Here is a 22714-nt window from a genome sequence, read left to right as displayed (position 1 = left end):
ATCCATGAAAAACCTGGGGATACGTGGCATAACGAAACCTCCTTTTAAATTTTGCCTGTCCCTATTATTATCGGCAGGATTTTGGCAGAACTAAAAATTGCTATTTTAAATCGGGATTGAGAAGCGAGAATTTTTTATGATGACTTACCGACGGAAGTTTTATATTATAGAACTGTTTAAGAAAGTTCAGTACAGACAATAGAAAGACAGCTTATTATAAGATGAAATCGGCCAAGCTTTTCAGAAATTAAACTGAAAAGGAGGAAAGTATGGGCTTACAGCAGTTAATCACCAAATATGTTCCGCAGGGAGTATTTGTAGTAACTGTAAGAGATGGGGAAAAAATAAATGGTATGACAGCAGCCTGGGTTAGCCAGGTTTCATTTAGGCCCAGGCTCCTTTCCGTAGCCATTGCTCCTCAACGCTATACCTACGAACTTATTAAAAATTCTGGCATTTTTTGTATAAATGTGCTTGGTGAAGGGCAGGTTGAACTGGCTAAGCACTTTGGTTTTAAAAGCGGGCGAGAAGTCAACAAGTTTGAAGGAATTGATTATATGTCCGCACTTAAAGGTTCACCAGTATTAAAAAATGCTATTGCCTACTTTGAGTGTCAGGTGGTCTCCACCTGTGAAGCTGGTGACCACGTACTTTTCATCGGTGATATCGTTGATCATGCTGTTTTAAAAGAAGGTGTTGAACCTTTAATCTTTCGCTGGGATGACTACTTTGGAGGGAAAGGCTAATGGCTAAAGAAAGAAAAGAAGAAAAGGCCCCAGAAGAATTGCTTGTTCTCCATGAAAGATGGGTTGACTTTGCTAAACGCCATATTCGGGAAATTATAATAGCAGCTATAGCGATAGTTGTAGTAGTGGCAGCTTGGTCAGGCTTTACTTATTACCAGCAACAGAAAACTGAAAAGGCTGCTCTTCTTTTAGTCCAAGGTTTAATGACCCAGGATCAAAAGCAAAGAGAAAATATTTATCAGCAAGTGATTAAAAAATATGGCAATACCCCAGCTGCTTTGGAGGCCCGTCTAGCCCTTTTTGAAGAATATTATGCCCAGGGTAAGCTTTCTGAAGCAACGTCGGAGTTAGAAAAAGTAGCATCTAAGGCTAAAGGAGACCTAAAGTATTTTTCTTCACTAGGCCTTGGTTATTTAAAGGAAGAACAGAAGAAGTATCCAGAGGCCGAAAAATTATACGAGAAAGCTGCCACAGCCAAGATAGGGCTTGAAAAAGTTGCCTACTGGGATCTTTCACGGGTGGCCGAACTGCAGAACAAGCTGAAAGAAGCCGTTAAGTATTACGAAAAATTGGTGGCTTTGAAGCCTGAGGCCGAAAAACTCACTTTTATTCAAGTAAAGTTAGAACGCCTATCTCAAAAGCTAGAAAAGATAGATTAATCCAATTTTATTACGGGGCAGGGATTACCTGCCCCTTTAGTCTTTTTACACCTTACAAACAATTCCCCCTGTGTTAATCTCTTTCACCATGAATGACTGGGAAAGCCGCTTTGAAAAAATTCTAGCCAAAGTGCGAAAGCCTTCACGCTACTTAGGGCGAGAGATAAATGCTCTCTCTCGTCCCTTTGAAGAGGCACGTTTAAAAGTATGCCTGGTCTTTCCTGATCTTTACGAAGTGGGCATGTCTCACATAGGGCTCCTTATCCTTTATTTGATTTTGAGCCAGCGTGAAGACCTTCTGTTGGACAGGGCCTATGCTCCAGCAAGGGACCTTGAAGAACTTTTGCGCAAAGAAGACATTCCTTATCTTTCTTTAACTGCCAGGCGCCCTCTAAAAGATTTTGATTTAATTGGCATGAGCTTTCCCTACGAACTTTGTGCCACCAATCTGGTTAATATTCTTGAACTTTCGGGTATCCCGGTTTTAGCCCGCAATCGCCGGGAAAATGACCCTATTATTCTTGGTGGTGGCTCAGTGGTTTCAAATCCAGAGCCAGTGGCTGATTTTTACGACGCCATAATCATTGGCGAAGGTGAAGAAGCCATTTTAGAACTTGTTGATACTTTACTTTCAGCTCGTGAAGCCCAGGCTTCTCGTAAAGAAATACTAAACGCTTTATCAGAGATTCCGGGAATTTATGTGCCGTCTTTTTTCAAACCCGTTTACGAAAAAGGAAAATTCAAAGGGCTTGAGCCTTTAAAGCCTGGCTATGAAAGGATAAGGCGCCGCATTGTACCTGATTTAGACGTAGTGCCTTACCCCTGGCGGCCCATTGTCCCCTGGACGGAAATAGCCCATGATCGCCTGGCCATTGAAATTTCCCGTGGTTGCACTCGTGGATGCCGCTTTTGCCAGGCAAGCAGTTTTTACAGGCCTGTGCGTGAGCGAAGTCCAAAGCGTCTTTTAGAAATGGCAGAAGTTGGGCTTTCTGCCACTGGCTGGGATGAGATTTCTTTCCTTTCCCTTTCAGCCGGAGACTACACCTGTCTCACTGAGTTAATTGTGGGCTTTAACCGCCGTTTTTTGCCAGAAAGAATAGCCATTTCTCTTCCTTCACTACGGGTAGGGAGTCTTAACGAGACTATAATTTCTGAGATTAAAAAGGTGCGAAAAACCGGTTTTACCCTGGCCCCTGAGGCAGGCACTGAGCGGTTGCGTCGAGTTATCAATAAAGATATACGTGAAGAGGACCTCTTTGATACCGCTCTTAAGGCCTTTGAAGCGGGCTGGCGGCACTTAAAACTTTATTTTATGATTGGCCTTCCCTCTGAAACTCAGGAAGACCTTGAAGGCATCGTCAAACTTTCTAAAAGACTTACCCGGATTAAGGGAAGGGTAGGTCCACAGGTAAATGTTTCTGTTTCCACTTTTGTGCCCAAGCCGCATACGGCTTTTCAGTGGGAACGCCAGATAACTCTTGCTGAAACCAAAGAGAAGCTTTCCTGGCTTAAAAAAAACCTTTCAGGGCGAAAGTTAAAATTTAAGTGGCACAAGCCTGAACAGAGTTTTCTTGAGGGAGTGTTCTCACGGGGGGACAGGCGCCTTTCAGCTTTGATTTTAGAGGCCTACTGCCAGGGAGCACGTCTTGATAGCTGGAGTGATGAATTTCGCTTTGAGGCCTGGCTTTCAGCAGCGAGCACCTTGGGCCTTAATCTCGAAGAATTCTTGAAAGCCCGTGCCCTTGATGAACCTCTTCCCTGGGATCATCTTGACCTTGGTGTTACCAAAAAATTCCTCTTAGCCGAAAGAGAACGTTCCCTCACTCAGGAAATTTCTCCTGATTGTCGCTATCAAAAATGCCTTAAGTGTGGGGTTTGTGACTTCAAAGTCATTAAAAATGTACTTGCCAAAGACTGTGATTTTCCAGTTGAGGCGCCCAGAATAGAAGAAGAAGGTCGCTTTGTGTATCGCCTGGTTTATCAAAAGAGGGGGCTTCTTCGTTTTCTTTCTCAGATTGAACTGATGAACCAGTTTCATCGGGCAGTAAGAAGGGCAAAACTTCCGGTAGCCTTTAGTGAGGGCTTTCATCCCCTTCCTCGTATTTCCTTTGCCAGGGCCTTGCCTGTTGGGGTAGAAAGTCTTGCTGAAGTAGCAGCTATAGAACTGGTAAAATATCTTGAGCCTCAAGAGTTGAAGTCTCGTTTAAATCAGGAATTGCCTGAAGAAATAAAAGTATTAGATGTGTCTTTATCTTCCCCCAAAAAGGCCCTGGAAGTTCCCGATGAAGTTTTATATGAAATAATTCTTCCTGAACCAGTCCCCTCTGAAAAAATAAAAATATTTATGGCTCAAAGAAGTATTCTTTTGAAGGTCCGTCGAGGGAAAAAAATAAAAGAAATAGACCTTAGGCCTTTTGTTATTGACCTAAAGGCTGAGGAAAATACCTTATTTTTAACCCTTTTTGAGCCCAGAGAAGGGGGAGTCAGAGCTCAGGAAGTGGTAGCAGCTCTACTAGACGTCTCTCCTGAAGATTTAGAAGTTAAACGTATTATTAAAAGACAGGCCCTGTAATTTTAGCCAGATTATCTTTCTTTGCTTAAAAATTTTGCCTGTCCCTTCCGTACCGGATTTAGTTTTATGTAGGCTGGCTAGTTTAGAGAGATTTCGCCTGTGGCTTATCTATTGACTTGGAACCTTGGTCTTTTTAGTGTCGATCAAGGTGGACTGGAAGGTAGATCGTGACGGTTGTGCCCTTTCCAGAGGTGCTTTCTATAAAAATTTTGCCCCGGTGTTCCTCTATTATTTGTTTCACATAGGGGAGTCCAAGCCCGGTACGTCTTCTTTTGGTAGAATAGAAAGGTTTAAAGATATGAGGTAATATTTCTTTGGGAATGCCGGGTCCTGTATCTTTGATAATTACGTAATTGTAACCTTCTTTAAAACCAGTCTTTACATTTATAACGTCTTCTGGTCCACAAGCCTCAATGGCGTTTCGTAAAATGTGGACAATGGCCACTTTGATAAGTTGGCCGTGCCTTTGAAAAAGAAGAGGCTCCTTGGCTAGCTGGACACTGAGACGAATCTGTTTCTGACTGGCTTCATTGGAAACAAGGTTTATGGCAGATTGAATAAGTATATGGCGCAAAATGTGGCCTCCGGCCCGAAATATGGCAAAGGCCATCAGGGCTCCTGTAACCCAGCAGAGATAACTGTAGCGAGAGTTGTTAGGATTAAGATAATGAGCTTTCAAGGCCTTGATAAAAGAAAGAACTCCGAAAATTATCATCCCCAAGGAGCCGAGCACATCGATAAGGCAAAGCGGCCAAAGAGGAAGAAGTTTCATGTTTCACCCCGCAGTAAGGCCTCCATGCGAGAAATTCCACGGTAAATGAGATAAAAGGCTGGGAGGGTAAATAGGTTGTCATTTTGGAAAATATAATATAAGAATTCTTTCCAGCTTTTAAGGAGAATCTTTCTGTGACAAAAATGATAATCTTCTCCATTTTGCGGGAAAAAGACTTCTGGAGAAATTTTCAAGGCGACAAGGTGACCTAAAAAGGCCCAAAGATTCCAGATTACCAAAAGAATTGTTCCATATTGGAATTAGCGCCAGTGTGGCCTCCGACTTAAACGCATCTTTTTGATACGATAAGCCGAAAAGGCCATGGCAAAAGCAAAGAAAAGGTGGGCAATTTCGTGAGCTATTAGGCCTTCTGGATAAGGATGAACTTGAAGAGCCCAGAGAGGGACAGGAGAAAATAGAGAAGCTAAAATAGTTAAAATAAAGAGATGCAACTTCATCTTATTTTTTTATTATAGGAAAAACCTTTTTTCTAAGCAACTTTCTATAAGCTAGAACTTTTAGGAAGAATTATTTTCAGCCATCAATCGTTTCGGGCGGAGAGATAACTTGGCCTCTAGCGTAAAACAATTTATTGTAAGAATTTCGGGGCCAAAATTAAAATAGTGATTGTGTAAGATGCCTTTTGCCTGATTTTTGGGCTTTTGAAAGGATTGTTGACATTAGCATTAAAGGACGGCATTATTTTATTTTAACACTTTTCTTAAAAATAAGGTGATTTAACCGATGAAAAGAGATTTTGAACCTATAAAACCTGCTAAACGCACTGAAAATATTGAATATGCCGTAAGAGATATAGTTTTGGTGGCAAATGAAGCCCGTAAAAAGGGTAAAGAGCTTATTTTTCTAAACATTGGAGACCCTGCCCAGTTTGACTTTCGTACTCCGGCTCCCATTATAGAAGCCACTTACCAGGCCATGTGTGAAAACCTTACTGGTTATTCCGCTTCAGAGGGCGTTGATGAAGCCATTTGTGCCATACGCAAAGAGGCCAGAAAGCAGGGCATTGAGCCAGTAGATATTTATGTAACCACCGGTGCCAGTGAAGCTATAGATTTTGCTCTTACAGCCCTGGTAAACGAAGGTGAAAATGTCCTGGTCCCTTATCCTGGTTATCCGCTTTATACAGCCATTCTCGCTAAATTGGGGGCTGAGCCTAATCCATATTATCTTGATGAAGAAAATGAATGGCAGCCTGACCTTGCTGATATTGAATCTAAAGTTAATAAAAAAACCAGAGCTATAGTGATAATTAATCCCAACAATCCTACTGGCGCAGTTTACTCTGAAGAAACTTTAAGAGGTATCATAGATATAGCTAGAAGACACCAGCTTGTAATATTTTCAGACGAAATTTACGACAAACTTGTTTTTGACGGTGCTAAACACATTTCTATTGCTTCACTAGATCCAGACGTTCCTGTGGTTACTTTCAATGGTCTTTCAAAATCTTATCTTGCACCTGGCTTTAGAATTGGCTGGGGCATTGTTTCTGGCCCCTGGGAAGTGGTAAAAGACTTTGTAGAAGCTATTCATAAGCTGGCCAGAGCCCGTCTTTCAACTTCTCATCCTAAACAATATGCCATTCCCGTAGCCTTAAATGGTAACCAAAGTCATCTTAAAGAAGTTATTGAAAAGTTAGAAAGAAGGCGCGATCTTACCTACGAGATGTTGAATGATATTCCTGGTATCTCCTGCGTAAAGCCCAAGGGTGCTTTTTATGCTTTTCCTCGTATAGATATCCCTGGGGTATCTGATAAGGAATTTGTAAAAGAGCTCATTGCGGAAACAGGAGTAGTAGTAGTTCACGGAAGCGGGTTTGGCCAGAAGCCAGGTACTGCTCACTTTAGGGTAGTATTTCTCCCTCCAGAAGACCTCCTTGAAAAGGCTTATGAGCGTATCAAAGATTTCATGAAAAAATTCTTGGCTCGTAGAGGGCTCAGGGCTTAAGGCCAGTATAAACTGTTACGATCCCAAAACTTAACTGAAAATATTTAACTTTGTAAAAACCGCAATTTTTCATTAAAAGGGAAAATTCTTCCGGGTTTGGAAACTTTTCAATAGAGGTAGCCAGGTATTCATAGGCCTCCCGGTCGCCGGTTAATTTCCCCCCTAAAAGAGGCATAAATTTATTGAGGTAGAGGCTATATAAACGACTAAAGCCAGGTAAAGTTGGCCGCGAGAACTCAAGAATGACAAATTTTCCCCCAGGTTTTAACACTCGTAAAACTTCCATAAGTCCTTTTTCAGGATTGGCCAGATTTCTTATACCAAAAGCTACGGAGGCTCCAAAGAATTGATTGTCTGAAAAGGGGAGATTTTCTGCATCGCCAGCTACAGGAAAGATAAAACTCAAAGCCGGATGCCTGGCCAGGCGATGTTTACCATATGATAGCATTTCGTAAGTGATATCTAAGGCTATTACTGGTCTAGGCCTTTGTCTTACAATTTCTTTGGCCAGGGTTAAAGTGCCAGCACACAGGTCAAGGATAGGGCCTGGATAAGCTTTTAACTCACGAACGCATAAGTATCGCCACCAGCAGTCAACACCAAAGCTTCCCAAAGTGTTTACCAGGTCATAGCGCCTGGTGACTTTTGAAAATTTGTTTTTGACGTAACTTTTCTTATCTTCAATCCACATGCACGGCCAAAAATACTAAACAACATCTCAAAAAACAAGGGAAATTGATGTGAAAATAACAGTTGAAAATTTTAAGAGGGGTGAATATTTTCTGCTTATCTAGCAGTTTGCTAGGGTTATTTGAGGTTCAGTATGAAGGTAGCTTTAGAAGAAATTTTTATTGACCTAGCTTTTATTTTATTTTTGGCCAGGCTTTGGGGTAGCATATTTAATCGCTTTGGTGTTCCAGCAGTCTTAGGAGAAATATTTGCCGGTTTACTTTTAGGCCCCAGTCTTTTAGGAATAGTTGAACCAAGTTTTGTTATCAAACTGTTAGCAGAAATTGGTATTATCCTTTTGCTTTTTCAAATTGGCTTAGAAGTAGATATTGACCAGGTAAAAAAGACAGGTTTTCAAGCTTTTTTAGTAGCTATATTAGGAGCTTCTCTGCCCATTTTATTGGGTGGTATAGCCTCTTATTGTCTTATGAAAGTCAGTTTCACCGCAGCTTTGTTTGTGGGAGGGACTTTGGCAGCTACCAGTATTGGTATAACGGTTCGTATTTTGCAAGATTTAGGCAAGATAGACTCCAGAAATTCACAAATAGTTTTAGCGGCCGCAGTAGTTGATGATATTCTTGGGGTTATGCTTTTGACCATTCTTTATGAGTTTGCTCAGACTGGAAATTTCCAGTTTTTTACTACTTTTACCTACATTTTTTATATTTTAACCTTTTTCTTGATTGCACCCATAGCTGCCCATTTTATTGCGCTTCTTATAGATTTTATGGCTCGCAAGTTAAAAAGTTATGATTTTGTGCCTTCTACTATACTTTCGCTAATATTTTTTCTGGCTTATTTTGCCAAGCGTTTCGGAGCCCCTGAGATCTTAGGGGCTTTCACTGGAGGGCTGGCTTTTTCGCGGCGTTTTGTTATTCCTTTTGCCGCTTCTCTTAGAGTTTCTTCTGCCACGGTAAAAAGTGTAAAAAGCATAATTGGCCCTTTATCTCTGGTTTTTACCCCTATTTTTTTCGTGTATGTGGGACTGGAAATAAATTTTAAAGAAATAGAATTAAATTGGTACCTTTTAGGTTACTTTATCCTGTTCTCTTTGATAGCTCTTTTAAGCAAAGGATTAGCCGGTATTTTAATTAAAGGAAAAATATATGATAAAATATTTGTTGGTTTAGCAATGATTCCCCGTGGAGAGGTGGGAATTATATTTGTTGAATTTGGTCGTTTAAGTGGACTTTTTGATTTATCTCTTTACACTACCATGATTATGGTTGTAGCTTTTACTACATTTGTAGCTCCTTTTCTTTTAAAATTTTACTTAGAAAAGGTAGGTGCTTATGTTAGTTAAACCAAAAGTGCCCAAAGTTTGGCTTTATTTTGTTTCTGGAGTGGTCTGGTTTGCGGTGGGGGCTATTCTGGTGGTACGCTCTTTTTTCTTTGTTCATCAGGCTCATAACCTTCTTTACTGGATTTTGTGGGTGGGAACTTTTATAGCCTCTTATTTTTTGGGGAGGCGCCTTATGGCTAGAATTGCCTTAAAAAACATAAAAAGACTTGATAATAAACCCCATTCTCACCTCTGTTTTTTTGCTTTTCAACCCTGGCGTAGTTATCTCTTGGTAGCAATGATGATGTCCCTGGGTATTTTTCTGCGTAAACATCCTTTACCTTCTCCAGAAATGATAATTTTATACGCCTTTATGGGGGGAGCACTTATAAATGCAAGCTGGTTCTATTTTGAGGCAGGGTTAGCCAGAAAGTCCTCTAAAACCTATAATTAAGGCCTATTAGCCAGGTTCTTGGCGGGGCAGGGTAGCCGTCAGTCTGGTAGTGGTTCCCTGAGAAAGAAAGCCCGAAGTTATTAATCTTTTTTCCAGATAAGCCTCAGTGCTTTTAGTGTCCAGATTTCCGAGATACCCTTCCACATAGCCATAAAGAGAGGAAATTTTTTTGGTGCTGATAATGATAACTCCGCCGCTTGTGTCGTCTCCAAACTCAGCGCTTCCTGTGCCTTTGCAAATTTTAATCTGGACGACATTTTTTAAAGGCACAAGGTCCCACTTTACGGCTCCGTGCCGGGAAGTTGGGTCATTTATAGACCGTCCATCAAGAAAAACTTTCACTTTAGATGATCCCCAGAGTGATACTGAAGAAGCCGAGGCCTTTACTCCCGAGACCTGATTCAATACCTCCTGAATACTGAGGGCCTTGGTTTTTTCAATGTCTTCTCTGGTAAGAACGATACAGGTGCCTTTTTCAGCGGCTTCAAGTGAAAAACTTATTAAACTAAAAAAATAAGGCTATGACGATTATTTTGAGCATAATCACTCTATTTCGTATTTTATGGTCACCCGTAGTTTTAAAGGTGGGTTTAGTTCTTCTGGGGGAGGAGGGAAGGGGGCTGCTCTTTTTATGGTTTTGATGGCCGCCTGGTTTAAAACCTTGTATTCCGAAGGTCTTTCTACTTTTATCTCACTTACCTGGCCATGGGCATCAATAACGAAAGAAACTTCTATTTTGTCAGTGTAGCCCGCCATTCTGGCACTCAGGGGATAATACTTGTTGGCCGCAATAAGCCGTCTTACTCTGGCAAAGTATTCTTTAAAGCTTTTTTTGGCTGTTTTGGCCTTATCTGAGGTGGCCTCTGGCAAAACCGGGACTTCCTGGCTGGAAAAAGCAGGCAAGTCCTTTTTTTCGGGTATTTTTACTTCCTGCCAGGGAGTCTCTACCTGGGCTATTTGGACAGGTTTTTCTGCAAAGACATCTATTTTTTCAGGAGTTACTTTTACGGGCTTGATTTCTGAGGGACTGGCTGTCTGAGGTAAACCGGGAGCAGGAGGCGGAGGTGATTCCTCTTTTTCTGCTACCAATTCAATAGGAACTTCTGTGGCTGGAGTAACTGGCTTTTCAAGCTTTAATCTGGTAGCCAGCCAGAATAAAATTCCGTGAATAAGCAAAGATACCAGTAAAAAAACAGCCAGATTTGATTCACGTATGTTAATGGGCATATTAACGACTTCTAGTTTTAATAAGAATTTGCTTAAGCCCGGCCTTGCGGGCGGCATCCATGGCGTCAATCAAAAGCTGAGCCTTGGTGTCCCGGTCAGCTTCAACATAGACTTTTTTTATTCCCCCTTCTGCGGCTATTCTCTTTAACTCTTGTTTTAACTGGGCCATATCCAGTTTTTTTCCGTTTAAAAAGAAGTCTCCCTCTCTGTTAATGCCAATGGTTATAGTTTCTTCCTGTTGAGTGGCTACCGCAGTTTCACTTTGCGGCAAATTTACTTTTAAGGTTTTCTGTTTTACCAGCTGGCTGGTAAGTAAAAAATAGATTAAAAGTAAGAATACGATGTCTATGATAGGGGTCATGGGAACTTCTAAATTTTCATCCTGGTGGCGTCTTCTTTTACGCATATTCCCCCCGGTAAGCCTTTTTTAGGAGAACAATGGCCAGCTGGTAAAGACTTTCTTCGTAACGGTTGACCCAGGAAGAAAGGAACCTGTGGGCCACGATAAGAGGAATAGCCACTGAAAGCCCCACCGCGGTGGTTAACATAGCTTCCCAGATTCCACCAGCAAGCATAGAGGCATCTACCTGGCTACCTACTTCTTCTACCACCCTGAAGGCTTTAATCAGCCCGAGCACTGTGCCAAGAAGCCCTAAAAGCGGAGCAATGCTTGCCAGGGTTGAAAGAAGCGAGAGGTAGCGAGAGGCCCGATTTACCTCTCCGCTTATAAAGTGGTCAATAATGGATTCCAGAAACTCCCTGTCTCCACAACAAACCGGAAGAATTTCCTGGGCCATTTCGCCAACCGGCCCTTCGTATGAAGCCAGGTCTTCTAATTTCTTTTGGTCAATCTCTTTTGGGTCTGGGAGGGCTTGTTTAAGTTTTCTGAAATAAAATATTCGCTCGCCGATGATGGCAAGCCCCAGTACCGAGCAAAAAAGAATAGGCCAGATAACAATTCCACCTTTGGCCAGCAAAGCAAGTAAACTTTCCATTGCTTGCTCCTACCGTGTTTTTGTTGTGAGCGATTGCTCATGGCGTTAATGGGCACTACCTTCACACCAGGTGAAGTAGTCGCCGTGACGATCTCTCGAGATTGCTTCGGTATCGCTCGGGGAAGAGATTGCTTCGCCACTTCGTGGCTCGCAATGACAAGGTGGGGAGTGTGGCTCGCAATGACTCCCTTATTTGTCACTGCGAGGAGCCGGAATCGACGAGCGCCCTCTACTTGGTCATTACGAGGAGGTGCAGAGCACCGACGAAGTAATCCCTGAGATTGCTTCACTCCGCTCGTAAATGACTTCCATATTGTCACTGCGAGGAGATACCTCGCTTCGCTTGGGACAGGCGTAGCAATCTCAAAAAGGATTGCTTCTCTCCTCTCGCAATAACGGCCCCAAACTGTCATTTTTTATGCTTCCATTAATAAATATTTTCAGCTTCATGGCAATTATTTTATAAAAATAACACTCCGTTGCGTGTCTAAAAAGCCACTTCTTCAAAAGGTCTTCGGCGCAGCCGATGCGGTAAGGAGAGAGTTTCAGCCACTTTCAGGTCCTCTTCGGTGATTGTCTCACGTCCGCAAAAAGCAGCGTGGGCTCGCGCTGTTTTTATCACCGTAAGGTCTCCCCGGTGGCCATCTACCCCCAGGGTGATAAGTTTTTTGGCCACCTGGTAGAGAACATCTTCTGGAATTTCTATCTGGTTAAGAATTTTTTGGGCTTCAAGAATACGGCTGGCAAGTTTTTGGTTTTCTTCGGCAAACTGGGTACTAAAGTTCTCTGGATCTTTTTCAAAGGCCATGCGTCTTTCTATAATCAGCACCCTTTCTTTGGGGTCTTTTATGCCTTCCACTTGGACACACAGGCCAAAGCGGTCAAGGAGCTGTGGTCTTAGCTCTCCCTCTTCAGGGTTCATGGTGCCCACCAGCACAAACCTTGCCGGATGAGAAAAGCTTATGCCTTCGCGTTCCACAAAGTTTACGCCCATGGCCGCAGCGTCAAGCAAAAGGTCAACCAGGTGGTCATCAAGGAGGTTTATCTCGTCAACGTAGAGGATTCCCCGGTGGGCTGCGGCGAGAATTCCCGGTTCAAAGTGTTTTTCGCCAGTTTTAAGGGCGCGTTCTATGTCAAGGGTGCCTACGATGCGGTCTTCAGTGGCAGAAAGAGGAAGGTCAACTACCCGCACTTTGCGCCTTGCGCGGGGAAGGGGGCCTTCTTCAAGGCGCTTTGTGCATTCCGGGCAAAGCTCGGCAGGGCTATCAGGGTCACAGGAAAACGGGCAACCTTCCACCACCTCAATTTCTGGCAGAATGTCTGCCAGGGAGCGCACGATGGTAGATTTGCCTGTCCCCTTTTCGCCTCTTATAAGCACTCCGCCAATGGAGGGGTCAATAACATTTAAAATAAGGGCAAGTTTCATTTCGTCCTGGCCTACAATAGCTGAGAAAGGAAAAATCTTCTTTTTCATCGGGCATTCTCCTTTGGTAAAATCTCGCGGGCAATGGCTACCAAGCGATCGGCCTTAAGGGCCTCAGGCGTAAAATACTGAGCCTTAAGGGCCCCTGCCAGCTCTCTGGCCATTTCAAGCTTTACCTGGCCAGTTTCTGTATCAATCACCACGAAAGATACCTGCGGAAAGGAATGAGAAAGGCTCTGGGCCAGGCGTTTGACTTCGTCCTGGGGTTTCCCTTCTCCCAGGGATACGTTCCCCCGGCCGTCAGTTATGAGAAAAACGCTAACGGGCTTTTCCGGTTCCCTGGTAGTTTTTTGGTGAAGTAGTTTATTTAAAAGGGCAAGGGCCGCAGAAAGCGGTGTTGAGCCGCCTACCGGGAGGTCACGAAGGAGCCTTCCGGCCAGCTCCACCGAGTTCGTAGGGGGAAGCACAAGCCTTGCTTCTTTTCCTCTGAAAGTTATCATGGCCACCTGGTCGCGTTTCTGGTAGGCGCTTAAAAGAAGGCTCATAATGGCCCCTTTGGTTTCTCGCATGCGGGCTTGAGCGGCCATTGACCCTGAGGCATCTACGCAGAAAATAAGAAGATGGCCTGTCTTGGCTCGTCTTAGCTTTTCTCGCAGGTCCTGAGGTTTAACGATAAAGCCTTTGCCCGGGCCTGCGCCGCGCAAGCGCTGGTAAGGAGCTGCAGCCTTAAGGGTGGCAGAAACCGCTATGTCTTTTACCCTGCCTTTTGGGTTTACGGCTTTTACGAAACGCCCACGGTTCCCGTGAGAAGAAGTGCGCTTTCCGCTCTTTCCACGGAAGTGATAACGTATTTTTACGTCAAGCGGTCGCACTTTGAACACTTCACCTATTTCGTGAACCTGATCCTGGCCTTCGTGAGGCTTTACTTCTTCAGGGGGCTTCAGGGAAGGTTCTTTTTCTGAGTTATGAGAAGGTTCTTCTTTATGACTTTTCAGGTTTTCAGGCCTTTTTTCCTGTTTTTCAGGTTTTCTTTGCTCTGGTTTGGGTGGCTGTTTTTGCTCTGTGTTTTTTTTGGGTTTTTCTCTGGGGTTATGGGAAGCTTTAGGCGATTTTTCCCGTCGGCGATGGCGTAGCACCATTTCCGCTACTGCCTCAATGTCTTCAAGGTTTGCTTCTTTTCCTCCCCGGTAGGCGGCGTGTGCTCTCGCGGCTGAAGCCAAAATCAAGTCCGCCCGGTGGCCTTGAGCCAGGGCTTCTCTGGTAAGCTCAGCTATCAGGGCCTTTAAGCGCGAGGGTAGGTGGACTTCTGGGTATAAAGCCTGGGCCTGTTTAAGGCGGTTTTTCAAGTCTTCTTCAGCCTTTTCAAATTGGGCGTAAAAAGTAAGGGGGTCTTTCTCAAAAAGCAGTCTTCGTTTTATGATTTCAGCCCTGAGCTCTGGGTCTTTTTCTGCGGAAACTTCAATGGCCAGGCCAAAGCGGTCAAGAAACTGGGGAGAAAGCGCCCCTTCTTCAGGGTTCATAGAGCCGATGAGGATAAATTCAGCCGGAAGTTCGTAAGAGAAGCCCTCTCTTTCAATTACCAGGTGGCCACTTTCGGCGGCGTCAAGCAGGGCTGAGGTAATGTGTTCAGGCAAAAGGTTTACTTCGTCAATGTAAAGAACGCCCTGATGGGCCTTGACGAGGAGGCCAGGGGTGAAAACAGGTTTCCTCTGGTATAAAGTCTTTTCAAGGTCAAGGTAACCTATAAGGGCGTCTTCCGTGGTGTTTAAGGGAAGATTTACAAAGGGAGCAGGTTTTTGGCTTTCTAAAGGCGGAAGGAGCGCAGCCAGGGCTCTGGCCATGGTTGATTTGCCTGTCCCCTTTTCGCCTGAGAGCAAAACTCCGCGCACCTCCCTGGTTATGGCCGAAAGAATTAGAGCCAGCCTAGCTTCTTCCTGGCCAACGATAGCGGAAAAGGGGTAATGTATTTTTCGTGATTTAGTGCTCATTTTTTGCCTGTCCCTGGCAAATATTTACAATTGCTTTAAGGGTTATTAAAGGTTTTAAGGTTTCCCAGGCCTTTTCCGTATAAGAGTATTTTTTTTCAAAGAGGCCGTCATTGTTTTCGTCAACAAAGGCAAGAAAAGGTTTCCCTCTTCGGTCAAAACAGAAGACTTTTGTTTTTTGGTTACGGCTTATTAGTAAATACTTGTTTCCCTCTTTAAAGTGTTCTTCAAGTTCAAAGGAGCCGTCGCCGTTTTTGTCTATCAAGCGTCTGGAGAGTTTACCTTCTTCGTAAATTAGCTTTTCTTTCACTGGCTCTTTGGGTCTTTTAAGCAGGACTTCTCGGGTTTTCCCTTTGAAAACTTCTTCAATTTCAAAAAAACCGTCATGGTCGTCGTCACGGAGTATTTTTTGAATTTTTCCGTTTTTATCAAGGTAGGAAACTAAGTCCCTTTTCCCGTCAAAATTGCGGTCTTCTTCAATTTTTACCAGACGGCCGTTCTGGTAAATTTGCCACTTGTCAGGCCGTTTGTCTTCGTTACGGTCAAAGATTAGCTCTTTAACCTGGCTGTTTTCCGTAAGGACAGCTATTTTTTCAGGAATATTATTGTAATTTTCGTCAATAAAAACTTTGTAAGGCTTGCCTTTTCGGAAAATGACTTTCTTTTCAAACCGGCCGTCGTTATTTTCGTCTTCAAGGGAAATAATGGGGTTTCCTTTTTGGTTATAGAAAACAACTTTAGCTGTACCTTTAGGTATTTCCAGGGCAAAGCTTTTTATAACTAAAACGGCTATTAGGTATAGTGAAAACAAAAAGGCCTTCATTCACCACCTCCAAACGAATTGGCCTGCAAAGCCAGCTTTTCAAGATTTGATTCTTTTTCAAGAACTAACAGCCGATGCTCACCAAAGAGTCGGCCGTATTGGTCAGCCCAGGGGCTTTCCACGATAGCTACGAGCCTTCCGTCTAAAAAATACATATTCCTATTCTACAGCGAGTCTTTAAGAAGTTTTTGAGGTTTTAAGCATTGGTCACTCTTCTAATAAGCGCATAAATTCTTCTTTAGTAAGGCCAGCTTGTTTAATAATGGCAAGAAGCGTTCCCCTGGGGATATTCCTCTTTTGAGGACTATTACTAAATACTTTTTATCTTTTTCTTGTTTAACAAATGCTTTATGGCTCCCCTTGCCCCTTTTAGGGGCTGGCTCAAATCCTGCTCTACGCAGAATACTTTCAACTTCGGAGGAAGAAAGAATAGGAAGCTTCATAGTAATTCAATTTCTAGAGAAGAAGCAAATTTCTCTGGTGTTTGAGCCACCTTTTCCACATCTTCAAGCATTCCAAGCTCTTTGGCATTTTCTAAGTAAAGCTCAACGGCTTCTTTTAAGTTATGTAGAGCCTCTTCTGGTGTATCACCACAGGAGGAAACTCCTATTTCAGGACAATAAGACACATAACCCGCCTCTTCTTTCCATATTACAGCTAGAAATTTAAAACGTTTCATGAATGTCTCCCTAAAATCTTATTAAATTATTAGTAGTTTTATTCTCCAAATTATACTCCTTTTTTTCTAAAAGACCTGTATCTATTCCCCATTAAGGTAATACTTAAAGTCTGAGGTTTTCTCCAAAACAATGAGGCGATGCTTTCCAAAGAGTCGGCCATATTGGTCAGCCCAGGGGCTTTCCACGATAGCTACGAGCCTTCCGTCAGGAGAAACCGCCAGGTGGAAAAATACATTGCCCGCCGTGGGGAAGTAGCCCGAAAGCTTTTTATAGCCCCCGCCGGGTTTTTTAAGGTCAAAGGTGAGCACGCCAAACTGGCGCACCCGGGTGTCTTCCCGGCGAAAAGCCGCTACCCCCACGGCCAGGACTTTGCCGTCCTTACTCAGGGCTAATCCCTGGAGTTTAAAAGGCGAAGCAAAGCGCCAGAGTATTTTTCCTGTTTCAGGGTCAATGGCAAAGACCGTGCGTGCTCCAGGGTGTGGCCCGGCTGGCTTGTCCACCTCAAGGGGCAGGCCAAAGGGCAGGGTGCTTTCGCCAGAGACGATGTAAAACACGCCGTTTGAGTCAAAAATGCCGTAGCTTAAAGTGGCAGAAACAGGAAGTTCCCCAAGGATAATGGGGGTGGCAAGCGAAAGGCAGGTTTTAATTCGCCTGTCCCTCAAGTCAAAGATAAAAAGCCTTCCGTCGCTAACGCCGAGGGCAGCAAAGCGGCCGTCAGGCGAAACAGCCACTGACTCCCAGGCAGAAACCCTCTCAAAATAAGGCTTAAGGGGCGTGAGCTGATGGACCATTAGTTCTTTTCCGGTAAGCCCGTCAAGGAGAATGAAACTCTGGGGCGGCGGCCCTATGGACAAATCGTCACCTTCAGATGGCATAAGGCTCACCAGGGCTACTTTCTGGCCCTTTTCGTCAGCATCGGCGTAAATCAGGGTAAGGGGGGCCGGGCCGTTTTCAGGATAAGCCCAGCGGAGTTTACCCTGTGGGCTAAAACGGTAAACCCGCGAGAGCCTGCGCCACTTCTGTTTCCTGCTGTCGGGCCAGGAATGGATAGCAAGCACGATAAGGTCCCCACTGGGAAGTACGATAAGGCGATAAACCCCAGGCAGGCGGTAAATACCGTAAATGTCACCAGGTGGCGGGGGAGCGCCACGCTCAAGGTCTCTCGCGGTGCTGAAACACCAGAGTTTTTCTCCGCTTTTAGTTTTTAACGCGCAGACTTCGCCTTCAGGGCTCTGGGTGCCGTAATAAAGTGCCTGGCCATCTGGGGAAAAAGCCACGCGCTTAACCATGCCTTCAGGAATGCGTTTCTGCCAGATGAGTTTGCCTGTCCCTGCTTCAAAAAGGAAAAGCCCGCCTTTGAAGGTGCCAAGGGCAAGCCAGCGGCCGTCTGGAGAAAACTCAGGATAAGCCCCAGGGGTGTGCCCTGAGCGGGCGTAAAAACTAACATCTTCAAGGGGCTTTTTCCACGCAAACTTGAGGCCAAAGGCCTTTAGCTCTTCAGCGAGGACTGACCCTTTTATCAGGCTAAAGATAATTACGCACCAGAGCGTAAAGAGGCCTGAGGCTTTCTTCATAGTAAACTCCTTGCAGATAAGCCCAAAAAACAATTTTAACTAAAAATATACCAAAAAGTAACACGAAAATCAAAATCGTAGCTAGCTTTTCGTGCCAGGGCCAGACAGGCAGAAAACGATATTTTCCGGAAGAAAGCGGGTTAAAGCCGCGGGTAAGTAAAGTATCAGCCACCGAGCGGGAGTCTCTTATGGCGCGGGAAAGGAGTGGATAAACCACCGCAAGCTCCGTGCGAAGGGTGTAGAGAAGGCCGCGCTTAAAAGGGCGATAGCCTCGCAGGCCGAGGCTCTGGTGCAACAGGCGCAGGTCGCTCGCCACCCTGGGCAGAAAACGCACTGCTGCGGCGGCAAGAAGGCTTAAGCCCCGTGGAAAGGGCAGGGCAGAGACCGTGCGAAAAAGCATCTCCGTAGAAGTGGAGTTAACCAGATAGGCCCCTGCTGAAAGCCCGGCTACCATACGCAGGGACTGCACCAGCCCGTAAAGAAAACCCTCCCTTATAAAACACAGCCCGGAGAAGCTCTTACCTGGCGGAATAAGGCAGAAAAGAATAGTTCGTGGAAAGCCCTGGTAAAAAAGCCCCTGGCTTAACATGATACCCCAGACGGTGGTGGCCACGATGATAAAGTAGCCTTTAAGCCAGGTCTTACTGGGGCGTGAGGCCAGAAAAACAAAAGTAGCCAGGCCAGCCAGTACCGCTAAGGATAGGGGCTTATCAAGAAGCACTGCCAGCCCTGAAATCACGAAAACCAGGCTAAATTTCGTATAGGGATGAAGGTTTCTCAAGGCCACGCCTTCCTTACTTTTCCGTTTTCAAAGTGCAAGAGGCGAGTGGAAAGGGCTTTTGCCACTCTACTGTAGCTTCCACTCGGTTCCAGATAAGGCAAGTTACCAGTTTTCTGCCATGTTAAATCATAGTAAAGTACAAATAGAATGTTAAACTTTTTAAATAGCAGGGAGGGCTTAATGCTCACCGCTGAAGAAATCAAATCAATCATTGAAAAAATGCCTGAAGAAGAGTTCATCAAACTGAGAAACTGGATTCTGGAAATAGACTGGAAAAAGTGGGACCAGGAAATTGAAGAGGACTCCCGAAAAGGTATGCTTGATTTTTTAATTGAAGAGGCCCTTGAAGAAAAACAAAAAGGAAAATTGAAAGATATATAGTGCATAAAGCAACTTCTAGGTTTTGGAAGTGTTTTGAAGCCCTGCCAGGCCAGGTAAAACAAAGAGCAAAAGTTCAATTTGGATTGCTTAAAGAGAATCCTCATCATCCTTCACTCCACTTTAAAAAAACTGGAAATTTTTGGTCTGTAAGAATAACTGATTCTTACAGGGCTTTAGCCATAAAAGACGGAAATGATTACATCTGGGTTTGGATTGGAACTCACGAAGATTATGAGAAAATGTTAAAAAGGATTTAATCATAGCTTTCCTCCCTTACTTTTCCGTTTTCAAAGCGCAAGAGGCGAGTGGAAAGGGCTTTTGCCAGGTCTTCGTCGTGGGTAGAAAAGATTACGAGCTCAGCCCTTAGCCCTTCAATGAGCCTCCTTGCGTTTTCAAAGTCCTGAGCCGTGGTGGGTTCGTCAAGGAGAAGGACCATTGGCTCTCCGGTGAGAAGGCCGCCAAGAGCCACTCTCAGGCGCTGGCCCCTTGAAAGGGAAAACGGCACGCGCCCGAGCAAAGGCAAAATATTAAGCTCTTCGGCCACCTGCTTAACCCTTTTTTGAGTAAGTTCTCTGGATAATCCGAGGTTTTGTGGAGAAAAGGCAAGTTCATTCCAGACGCGTTCTTTTATCAGCATAAGATCAGGGTCCTGAAGGAGAAGGGTAAGCCCCAGGCGCTCTTTTGAGGGTTTTCCATGGAAAATAACCTTTCCTCTGCTAGCCTTTAAAAGGCCTGCCAGGAGATGCAAAAAGGTGCTTTTCCCCGAACCATTTGCCCCAAGGAGGGCTACTCTTTCACCTTCGTAAAAGGTAAAGTTTAAGCCCTTAAAAAGGGCCGGCCTACCCGGGTAAGAAAAGTGAAGGTCTTTCACTTCAAGGAGAACCTTCTTCTGGCTTTTGGCCTTAAGGGGCTTAAACTTCCTTTCAGGTGGTTTAAAATCGCTGGCATTTCCGAGAAACTTGACTTTTCCCTTCTCCAGGAAACACAGCCGTTTTACAGCCGATAGAACAAAGTTTAGGCGATGTTCGGCCAGGATTACCGTTATCCCCTGAGCGGCTATTTGTTGCAGGAGAGCTACAATACTCCGGGAGGCTTGAGGGTCAAGCTGGGCCAGGGGTTCGTCAAGGAGGAGCACTTTTGGGCCAGGCGCAAGGGCAGAGGCAATGGCCACCCGCTGGAGCTCACCACCTGAGAGCCGGGCTAGCTCGCGCTCTTCAAAACCAGAAAGCCCTACCTGGGAGAGGGCTAAAGCCACGCGTTTTTTGATTTCTGCTGGCGAAAGCCCTAAGTTTTCAAGGCCAAAGGCCACCTCTGAAAAAACTTTGTCAGCAATGAGCTGTTCTGCCGGGCTTTGAAACACCACGCTAACTTCAGGATAAAGGGCCTCTGGAGCCACTGGCCACCTGCGGCCAAGGACTTCCACTGTGCCAGAGAATTCGCCCTGAGCCTCTGCCGGGATAAGCCCGCAGAGCACGGAAATAAGCGTGCTTTTACCAGAGCCCGTCTCCCCGGCAAGCAGGAAAAGCTCTCCCCGGGCTACTTCAAAGCTTACGCCTGAAAGGGCCGGCGTATCAGCTCCAGGGTAGCGATAGGTTAGTCCTTTCACGCGAACTATCATCTTTCCATCTCTCGCAGGAGTTTACCTATTTTTAAGCCAAGGCCTGCGCCGATGAGGGTGTAGAGAAAGCCTTTTACACCTACGCTTAGCCAGATGTACCAATCGGGAAAGTACAGCCGATAAAAGGTCATGTGGAGCACCAGCGAAGAAAAAGTTTGAAGGGCATCGGCAAGGGCCAGGGCAAGCACCAGGCGCAGGCCAACTGGCTTCTGGTAAACCAGAAGGAGCAATAACATGGCCTCCATGAAAAAGATGTTTGCCCCTACAAAAAACGGGTCGGTGGCGCGCATGCCTCCGTAGAGTAAAAGCCCCATAAGGTAGTTCATGAGATAAGAGAGAGTAACGAACCCGGGCTTTGGCACCAGGGAGAAAATAGCAGTAAACACCACGTAGTGGGTAACTTCAGTGATAAGTCCGCCTACCAGTACATTAAATGGCCCAAGGATAGCGTGGAAAATGTTTGAGAGCATGCCTCCCAGGAAGTCAAGGCCAAAGGCCACCGCTCCGCTTAAGGCGATGAGGCAGAGCTCGCGCACGCGAAAGTGCCTTAGCACTCTCTGGTGGGCTACGAGAAAACCGAGGCTTATCGTAAGCCCGCAAAAAAGTATTACGAAAAGGCTTGCTGCCAGCCAGGGCTTCCCCCGGGTTACACCTATCAGGCGTTCTTTTACGAGCACAGGCTTTTTCTCCCCCAGGGGGTAAACTTCTATACGGGCAAGGTATTCGCCGGGCTTTATTTCCGCAAACACCGGGAGCACCACTCTGGCAATCCCGTGAGGAGGCAGATAAGCCAGCCCCAGGGGCTCTTTTATATGGCCTTCAGCACCGAACTTCGGCGGATAAAAACCACTGGCCTTCTTCACGGTTTGCGGGTCAAAAAAGTCTGCTTTTATCAGAAGGTTTACCGGCATCGGGCTTTCGTTTTTAAGCAATATGGTCTGGTAGGCGAAAGGCAGAAAGCGGGAATACCCGCGCTCTTTTATGCCCAGGGTGTAGCCTATTTTTTCAAAAAGGGGGTTCGGGATAACGAGCACCCCTTCGCGCTTATGCCTGATGTTTAAGCCGGACTCGTCAGTGGGAAAGTGCCAGGCAAGCACTTTAATCTTTCCGCGTAAGTCCACATAGCGGCGTTCAAAACTAAGATTAATCGGGGTGTTTTCTAGTTTAATTTTGAGTACAGTCTCTTCGTTATCTTTAAGGTAGACTTTTTGCCTAAAAAGTTCTCTTTGGCCTTCGGGAATATTTTTCTTAAAGCTAGCTATCTCTATTTTTAGGTCTTGATAAGGCGTAAACATAAGGCCTATCTCAGGGCAGGGAGCCCTGCTTGACACTACAAAATGGGCCTCAAGAGGGCTTTCAGGATAAACGATAAACCGCTCACCAGGTGAACCCAGAGGAGTCAGCACCAGAAGCTCTGCTATGGGTCTTTTTTCAGGGGCTAAAAGTTTAATTTTGGTTGCTCCTACCTTTAAAAGGTAGGTCTTTTCTGGCTTCCAGGGAAATACCAGCAAAACATCCGGTCCTGGAAGTTTCGGGTAAGAGAGAATTAGGTTTCCCTTATCGTCGTAAAGAGAAAGGGGTATTGAGGAAGCCCCCTTTACTATGAGGCCAAGGGGTGTGAAGATGGTCTCTACTTCTGTTGCTTCCCTGCTACAGCCCACTAGCGTTAAAAATATTAATGATAGCACAAAACAGATGAGAATTTTGGGCCTATTATTACGAACTCTCTCCCTGTCATCGCAAATTACTTCTCTTTCATGCCGAGCCCTTTCTCTATCATCGCGAGCTACACTCCCCACCTCGTCATTGCGAGCCCTTTCTCTGTCATTGCGAGCGGAGCGAAGCAATCCAGATCCCTTCGCTAGCGCTCGGGACAGAGGCTGCTTCGTCGCCTCTGGCTCCTCGCAGTGACAGGGAAAGATGTCATTGCGAGCCGCGAAGTGGCGAAGAAGCAAGGCCCCAAAAATAAGGCCTAATTTTTGCCACAGAGTTTTAGTTATCATGGGCCTCTTTTACTTCGTAGTAAGGCACTTGCCATTTTTCTT

Annotated in this window: 24 protein-coding genes; 8 read left to right on the top strand and 16 right to left on the bottom strand. The window is 45.1% G+C overall.

The window, feature by feature from the left end:
• Positions 1-269: 269 nt before the first annotated feature.
• The 3 genes from TH606_RS05320 to TH606_RS05310 all read left to right on the top strand — a co-directional run bounded on the left by TH606_RS05320 (position 270) and on the right by TH606_RS05310 (position 3977).
• Positions 270-746: a flavin reductase family protein gene (locus TH606_RS05320; RefSeq protein WP_068541890.1), complete on the top strand. Its 477-nt coding sequence runs from the start codon at positions 270-272 to the stop codon at positions 744-746.
• Complete coding sequence (locus TH606_RS05315; protein ID WP_068541889.1) at positions 746-1405, top strand: YfgM family protein; 660 nt, start codon at positions 746-748, stop codon at positions 1403-1405. Before TH606_RS05320 ends, TH606_RS05315 begins: the two co-directional genes overlap by 1 nt.
• A gap of 70 nt (positions 1406-1475) precedes the next feature.
• The gene (locus TH606_RS05310) at positions 1476-3977 is read left to right on the top strand and encodes a TIGR03960 family B12-binding radical SAM protein (protein ID WP_157627866.1); all 2502 of its coding nucleotides are present in this window, start codon (positions 1476-1478) and stop codon (positions 3975-3977) included.
• Between the two features lie 133 nt (positions 3978-4110).
• Here the strand turns inward: TH606_RS05310 and TH606_RS05305 are convergent, their stop codons facing one another.
• Positions 4111-4749 carry a sensor histidine kinase gene (locus TH606_RS05305; RefSeq protein WP_068541887.1) on the bottom strand — a complete coding sequence of 213 codons (639 nt, stop codon included), beginning with the start codon at positions 4747-4749 and terminating at the stop codon, positions 4111-4113.
• A 260-nt stretch (positions 4750-5009) separates the two neighbouring features.
• Complete coding sequence (locus TH606_RS05295) at positions 5010-5207, bottom strand: hypothetical protein (RefSeq protein WP_068541885.1); 198 nt, start codon at positions 5205-5207, stop codon at positions 5010-5012.
• A gap of 286 nt (positions 5208-5493) precedes the next feature.
• Between TH606_RS05295 and TH606_RS05290 the strand changes: the two genes are divergently transcribed.
• Positions 5494-6717 carry an aminotransferase class I/II-fold pyridoxal phosphate-dependent enzyme gene (locus tag TH606_RS05290; protein ID WP_068541884.1) on the top strand — a complete coding sequence of 408 codons (1224 nt, stop codon included), beginning with the start codon at positions 5494-5496 and terminating at the stop codon, positions 6715-6717.
• Here the strand turns inward: TH606_RS05290 and TH606_RS05285 are convergent.
• Complete coding sequence (locus TH606_RS05285; RefSeq protein ID WP_068541883.1) at positions 6707-7408, bottom strand: ubiquinone/menaquinone biosynthesis methyltransferase; 702 nt, start codon at positions 7406-7408, stop codon at positions 6707-6709. The two genes, TH606_RS05290 and TH606_RS05285, sit on opposite strands and share 11 nt — an antisense overlap.
• Positions 7409-7540: 132 nt before the next feature.
• Between TH606_RS05285 and TH606_RS05280 the strand changes: the two genes are divergently transcribed.
• A complete protein-coding gene (locus tag TH606_RS05280; protein ID WP_068541882.1) occupies positions 7541-8749 on the top strand; it encodes a cation:proton antiporter in 1209 nt (402 codons plus the stop codon).
• A complete protein-coding gene (locus tag TH606_RS05275) occupies positions 8739-9182 on the top strand; it encodes a hypothetical protein (RefSeq protein WP_068541881.1) in 444 nt (147 codons plus the stop codon). Before TH606_RS05280 ends, TH606_RS05275 begins: the two co-directional genes overlap by 11 nt.
• Positions 9183-9188: 6 nt before the next feature.
• Here the strand turns inward: TH606_RS05275 and TH606_RS05270 are convergent, their stop codons facing one another.
• The 11 genes from TH606_RS05270 to TH606_RS05220 form a co-directional block, all read right to left on the bottom strand.
• The gene (locus TH606_RS05270; RefSeq protein ID WP_269451047.1) at positions 9189-9644 is read right to left on the bottom strand and encodes a TonB-dependent receptor; all 456 of its coding nucleotides are present in this window, start codon (positions 9642-9644) and stop codon (positions 9189-9191) included.
• Between the two features lie 81 nt (positions 9645-9725).
• Positions 9726-10409 (bottom strand): energy transducer TonB, encoded by a 684-nt coding sequence (locus TH606_RS05265; protein ID WP_068541879.1) that lies wholly within the window; start codon positions 10407-10409, stop codon positions 9726-9728.
• Between the two features lies 1 nt (position 10410).
• The gene (locus TH606_RS05260; RefSeq protein WP_068541878.1) at positions 10411-10815 is read right to left on the bottom strand and encodes an ExbD/TolR family protein; all 405 of its coding nucleotides are present in this window, start codon (positions 10813-10815) and stop codon (positions 10411-10413) included.
• Positions 10808-11404, bottom strand: coding sequence for a MotA/TolQ/ExbB proton channel family protein (locus TH606_RS05255; RefSeq protein ID WP_068541877.1), 597 nt, complete (start codon positions 11402-11404; stop codon positions 10808-10810). The genes TH606_RS05260 and TH606_RS05255 overlap by 8 nt, the downstream gene beginning before the upstream one ends.
• Positions 11405-11891: 487 nt before the next feature.
• Positions 11892-12878: an ATP-binding protein gene (locus tag TH606_RS05250; RefSeq protein ID WP_068541876.1), complete on the bottom strand. Its 987-nt coding sequence runs from the start codon at positions 12876-12878 to the stop codon at positions 11892-11894.
• Positions 12875-14815, bottom strand: a complete 1941-nt coding sequence (locus TH606_RS05245) for an ATP-binding protein (RefSeq protein WP_068541875.1) — start codon at positions 14813-14815, stop codon at positions 12875-12877. The genes TH606_RS05250 and TH606_RS05245 overlap by 4 nt, the downstream gene beginning before the upstream one ends.
• On the bottom strand, positions 14805-15635 hold the full coding sequence (locus TH606_RS05240) for a hypothetical protein (protein ID WP_068541874.1): 831 nt from the start codon (positions 15633-15635) through the stop codon (positions 14805-14807). Before TH606_RS05240 ends, TH606_RS05245 begins: the two co-directional genes overlap by 11 nt.
• A complete protein-coding gene (locus tag TH606_RS11490; protein WP_157627865.1) occupies positions 15632-15790 on the bottom strand; it encodes a hypothetical protein in 159 nt (52 codons plus the stop codon). Before TH606_RS11490 ends, TH606_RS05240 begins: the two co-directional genes overlap by 4 nt.
• Positions 15791-16074: 284 nt before the next feature.
• Complete coding sequence (locus TH606_RS05230; RefSeq protein WP_068541872.1) at positions 16075-16314, bottom strand: type II toxin-antitoxin system HicB family antitoxin; 240 nt, start codon at positions 16312-16314, stop codon at positions 16075-16077.
• Positions 16315-16395: 81 nt separating this feature from the next.
• The gene (locus TH606_RS05225; RefSeq protein ID WP_068541871.1) at positions 16396-17889 is read right to left on the bottom strand and encodes an outer membrane protein assembly factor BamB family protein; all 1494 of its coding nucleotides are present in this window, start codon (positions 17887-17889) and stop codon (positions 16396-16398) included.
• Entirely contained in the window at positions 17840-18676 is an 837-nt protein-coding gene (locus TH606_RS05220) for an energy-coupling factor transporter transmembrane component T family protein (RefSeq protein WP_082863531.1), read from the bottom strand. Before TH606_RS05220 ends, TH606_RS05225 begins: the two co-directional genes overlap by 50 nt.
• Before the next feature lie 174 nt (positions 18677-18850).
• Between TH606_RS05220 and TH606_RS05215 the strand changes: the two genes are divergently transcribed.
• Together TH606_RS05215 and TH606_RS05210 are read left to right on the top strand one after the other, a co-directional pair.
• A complete protein-coding gene (locus TH606_RS05215) occupies positions 18851-19051 on the top strand; it encodes a hypothetical protein (RefSeq protein ID WP_068541869.1) in 201 nt (66 codons plus the stop codon).
• Positions 19051-19308: a ParE family toxin-like protein gene (locus tag TH606_RS05210; RefSeq protein WP_068541868.1), complete on the top strand. Its 258-nt coding sequence runs from the start codon at positions 19051-19053 to the stop codon at positions 19306-19308. The genes TH606_RS05215 and TH606_RS05210 overlap by 1 nt, the downstream gene beginning before the upstream one ends.
• On the opposite strand, the gene TH606_RS05205 is transcribed toward TH606_RS05210, so the two are convergent.
• Positions 19305-20669: an ABC transporter ATP-binding protein gene (locus tag TH606_RS05205; RefSeq protein WP_068541867.1), complete on the bottom strand. Its 1365-nt coding sequence runs from the start codon at positions 20667-20669 to the stop codon at positions 19305-19307. The two genes, TH606_RS05210 and TH606_RS05205, sit on opposite strands and share 4 nt — an antisense overlap.
• Complete coding sequence (locus tag TH606_RS05200; protein ID WP_068541866.1) at positions 20666-22672, bottom strand: hypothetical protein; 2007 nt, start codon at positions 22670-22672, stop codon at positions 20666-20668. Before TH606_RS05200 ends, TH606_RS05205 begins: the two co-directional genes overlap by 4 nt.
• Between the last annotated feature and the right edge of the window lie 42 nt (positions 22673-22714).

Source organism: Thermodesulfatator autotrophicus, assembly GCF_001642325.1.
Lineage (GTDB): Bacteria > Desulfobacterota > Thermodesulfobacteria > Thermodesulfobacteriales > Thermodesulfatatoraceae > Thermodesulfatator > Thermodesulfatator autotrophicus.
Note: the sequence above shows the minus strand (reverse complement) of the source record. Positions and strands in the feature narration are given on the sequence as shown.

Excerpts from the sequence above, each read along its gene's own strand:
- TH606_RS05320 (WP_068541890.1), top strand. The coding sequence starts at position 270 with ATGGGCTTACAGCAGTTAATCACCAAATATGTTCCGCAGGGAGTATTT.
- TH606_RS05315 (WP_068541889.1), top strand. The coding sequence starts at position 746 with ATGGCTAAAGAAAGAAAAGAAGAAAAGGCCCCAGAAGAATTGCTTGTT.
- TH606_RS05305 (WP_068541887.1), bottom strand. The coding sequence starts at position 4,749 with ATGAAACTTCTTCCTCTTTGGCCGCTTTGCCTTATCGATGTGCTCGGC.
- TH606_RS05295 (WP_068541885.1), bottom strand. The coding sequence starts at position 5,207 with ATGAAGTTGCATCTCTTTATTTTAACTATTTTAGCTTCTCTATTTTCT.
- TH606_RS05290 (WP_068541884.1), top strand. The coding sequence starts at position 5,494 with ATGAAAAGAGATTTTGAACCTATAAAACCTGCTAAACGCACTGAAAAT.
- TH606_RS05285 (WP_068541883.1), bottom strand. The coding sequence starts at position 7,408 with ATGTGGATTGAAGATAAGAAAAGTTACGTCAAAAACAAATTTTCAAAA.
- TH606_RS05280 (WP_068541882.1), top strand. The coding sequence starts at position 7,541 with ATGAAGGTAGCTTTAGAAGAAATTTTTATTGACCTAGCTTTTATTTTA.
- TH606_RS05275 (WP_068541881.1), top strand. The coding sequence starts at position 8,739 with ATGTTAGTTAAACCAAAAGTGCCCAAAGTTTGGCTTTATTTTGTTTCT.
- TH606_RS05265 (WP_068541879.1), bottom strand. The coding sequence starts at position 10,409 with ATGCCCATTAACATACGTGAATCAAATCTGGCTGTTTTTTTACTGGTA.
- TH606_RS05260 (WP_068541878.1), bottom strand. The coding sequence starts at position 10,815 with ATGCGTAAAAGAAGACGCCACCAGGATGAAAATTTAGAAGTTCCCATG.
- TH606_RS05255 (WP_068541877.1), bottom strand. The coding sequence starts at position 11,404 with ATGGAAAGTTTACTTGCTTTGCTGGCCAAAGGTGGAATTGTTATCTGG.
- TH606_RS05250 (WP_068541876.1), bottom strand. The coding sequence starts at position 12,878 with ATGAAAAAGAAGATTTTTCCTTTCTCAGCTATTGTAGGCCAGGACGAA.
- TH606_RS05245 (WP_068541875.1), bottom strand. The coding sequence starts at position 14,815 with ATGAGCACTAAATCACGAAAAATACATTACCCCTTTTCCGCTATCGTT.
- TH606_RS05240 (WP_068541874.1), bottom strand. The coding sequence starts at position 15,635 with ATGAAGGCCTTTTTGTTTTCACTATACCTAATAGCCGTTTTAGTTATA.
- TH606_RS11490 (WP_157627865.1), bottom strand. The coding sequence starts at position 15,790 with ATGTATTTTTTAGACGGAAGGCTCGTAGCTATCGTGGAAAGCCCCTGG.
- TH606_RS05230 (WP_068541872.1), bottom strand. The coding sequence starts at position 16,314 with ATGAAACGTTTTAAATTTCTAGCTGTAATATGGAAAGAAGAGGCGGGT.
- TH606_RS05225 (WP_068541871.1), bottom strand. The coding sequence starts at position 17,889 with ATGAAGAAAGCCTCAGGCCTCTTTACGCTCTGGTGCGTAATTATCTTT.
- TH606_RS05215 (WP_068541869.1), top strand. The coding sequence starts at position 18,851 with ATGCTCACCGCTGAAGAAATCAAATCAATCATTGAAAAAATGCCTGAA.
- TH606_RS05205 (WP_068541867.1), bottom strand. The coding sequence starts at position 20,669 with ATGATAGTTCGCGTGAAAGGACTAACCTATCGCTACCCTGGAGCTGAT.
- TH606_RS05200 (WP_068541866.1), bottom strand. The coding sequence starts at position 22,672 with ATGATAACTAAAACTCTGTGGCAAAAATTAGGCCTTATTTTTGGGGCC.